Raw genomic sequence first — 2564 nt, forward strand, 5'->3', positions numbered from 1 at the left:
GGTGGCGAGGAGGGGGTGGGTGGTGGGGTTGAGGCCGAGGGTGTGGGGGTTGGTGTGGGTGTGTGGTGGTGCGGTGAGCCAGTGGCGGGTGCGGGTGTAGGCGGTGGTGGGGAGGTTGGGGAGGTGGTTGCCGCCGGTGGTGTGGGTGTGGGGGGTGCCGGTGGTGTGGAGGGTGGCGAGGTTGGTGAGGAAGGTGGTGGTGGAGGGTTCGTTGCGGCGGAGGGTGCCGGTGACGGTGACCGGGGCGTTGGTGGTGGTGAGGGTGGTGGTGATGTGGGGGGTGAGGACGGGGTGGGGGCTGATTTCGAGGAAGGTGCGGTAGCCGTGGTGGTAGAGCTTTTCGATGGTGGGTTGGAGTTGGACGGGGTTGCGGAGGTTGTCGTGCCAGTAGTTGGTGGTGAGGTCGGTGGGGTGTAGGGGGTTGGTGGTGACGGTGGAGTAGTGGGGTGTGTGGTTGGGGTGGGTGGTGATGGTGCCGTGGAGGGTGGTGAGGGTGGGTTTGAGGGGGTCGATGTGGGGTGGGTGGTGGCTGGCGTAGGTGACGGGCAGGGTGGTGGCGCGGGTGGTGGTGTTCTGGTAGGTGGCGGCGAGGGCGGTGATGGCTTCGGGGGTGCCGGCGACGACGGTGCTGGTGGGGCTGTTGATGGCGGCGATGGATAGGTGGTCGCCGAAGGGTGTGATGGCGGTGAGGACGTCGTGGTGGGAGGCGGCGATGGTGAGCATGGCGCCGGTGCCGTCGAGGGTTTCGATGGTGTGGCTGCGGATGGCGATGAGGCGGGCGGCGTCGGTGAGGGTGAGGGTCCCGGCGATGTGGGCGGCGGCGATTTCGCCTTGGCTGTGGCCGATGACGGCGTCGGGTGTGACGCCGTGGTGTTGCCACAGTTTCGCCAGGGCGGTCATGACGGCGAAGAGGGTGGGTTGGATGGTGGGGGTGTCGGTGGGGATGGGGTCGGTGGTGAGGACGTCGATGAGGTCGAAGGTGATGTGTGGGGTGAGGGCGCGGTGGGCTTCGTCGAGGTGGTGAGCGAAGACGGGGTTGGTGTGGTAGAGGTCGAGGGCCATGTGGGTCCACTGGCTTCCTTGACCGGGGAACACGAACACGGTTTTGCCGGTGTGGGCGGTGCCGGTGACGAGGTGGGGGTGGGGTTGGTCGTGGTGCAGGGCGAGCAGCGCGTCGGGGTGGGTGATGGCCGCGCGGTGGGTGTGCTGGACGCGGCGCTCGAGGGTGTGGGCGATGTCGTTGGCGCGGGTGTGGGGGTGGGTGTGTAGGTAGTCGGTGAGGTGCGCGGCGTAGGCGTGTAGGGCGTCGGGGGTGTGCGCGGACAGCAACCACAGCACCGGCTCATCCGCAGGCGTGGGCTCGGCAGGCGCGGGGTCGGCCGGCGCGGGGCCGGTAGAAACGGGCGTGGGGGTGGGGGGTTCTTGGAGGATGAGGTGGGCGTTGGTGCCGCTGATCCCGAATGAGGAGATCGCGGCGCGGCGGGGGTGCTCACGGGTGGGCCAGGCCTGCGCGGTGGCGAGGAGTTCGACGTTGCCGCTGGTCCAGTCGATGTGTGGGCTGGGGGTGTCGGCGTGCAGGGTTCGTGGCAGTGTTTCGTGGCGCAGGGCTTCGACCATTTTGATGACGCCGGCGACTCCGGCGGCGGCCTGGGTGTGCCCGATGTTCGATTTGATGGACCCGAGGTAGACGGGTCGTTTCCGTTGGCCGTAGGTGTTGAGGATGGCGCCGGCTTCGATCGGGTCACCCAGGGTGGTGCCGGTGCCGTGGGCTTCGATGGCGTCGACGTCACCGATGTCCAGGCCGGCGTTGGCCAGCGCTTGGTGGATGACCCGTTCCTGAGACGGCCCGTTCGGGGCGGTGAGACCGTTGCTGGCACCGTCCTGGTTGACGGCGGTGCCCCGGATGACGGCGTGGATGCGATGACCGTTGCGTCGCGCGTCGGACAGTTTCTCCAGCACGAGCAGGCCGACGCCTTCACCCCATCCGGTGCCGTCGGCGTCGGCGGAGAACGCCCGACACCGCCCATCGGCGGAAATCGCGCGTTGACGACTGAACTCGATGAACAGACCAGGACTCGACATGATCGCCACCCCACCGGCCAGGGCGAGGGAACACTCACCCTGACGCAACGCCTGCCCCGCCAGATGGATAGCGACAAGCGACGACGAACACGCCGTGTCCACAGTGATCGCCGGCCCCTCGAAACCGAACGTGTAGGCGACCCGGCCGGTAGCGATGCTGCCCGCGCTGCCGTTGCCGATGTGCCCGTCGTAGCTCTGCGGCAGGTGCTGCAGCCGACCGCCGTAGTCGTGGTACATCAGTCCGGCGAAGACACCGACCGGGGAGCCGCGCAGGCCGGTCATGTCCAGCCCGGCGCGCTCGACGGCCTCCCAGGTGGTTTCCAGCAGCAGCCGCTGCTGCGGGTCGATGGTCACCGCCTCACGGGGGCTGATTCCGAAGAACTCCGGATCGAACAGGTCGGCGTCGTGCAGGAAACCACCGTGCCGGGTATAGGACGTGCCGGTGTGGTCCGGGTCCGGGTGGTACAGACCGTCGACGTCCC

Annotated in this window: 1 protein-coding gene; it reads right to left on the bottom strand. The window is 68.4% G+C overall.

Annotation, left to right across the window (positions count from 1 at the left end; all coding sequences use genetic code 11):
* A partial coding sequence (locus ABZU25_RS34395; RefSeq protein ID WP_355033534.1) for a type I polyketide synthase occupies positions 1-2564 on the bottom strand: 2564 nt, incomplete at both ends.

Source organism: Micromonospora sp. NPDC005215 (assembly GCF_040607915.1).
In the GTDB taxonomy this organism is placed as follows: Bacteria; Actinomycetota; Actinomycetes; order Mycobacteriales; family Micromonosporaceae; genus Micromonospora.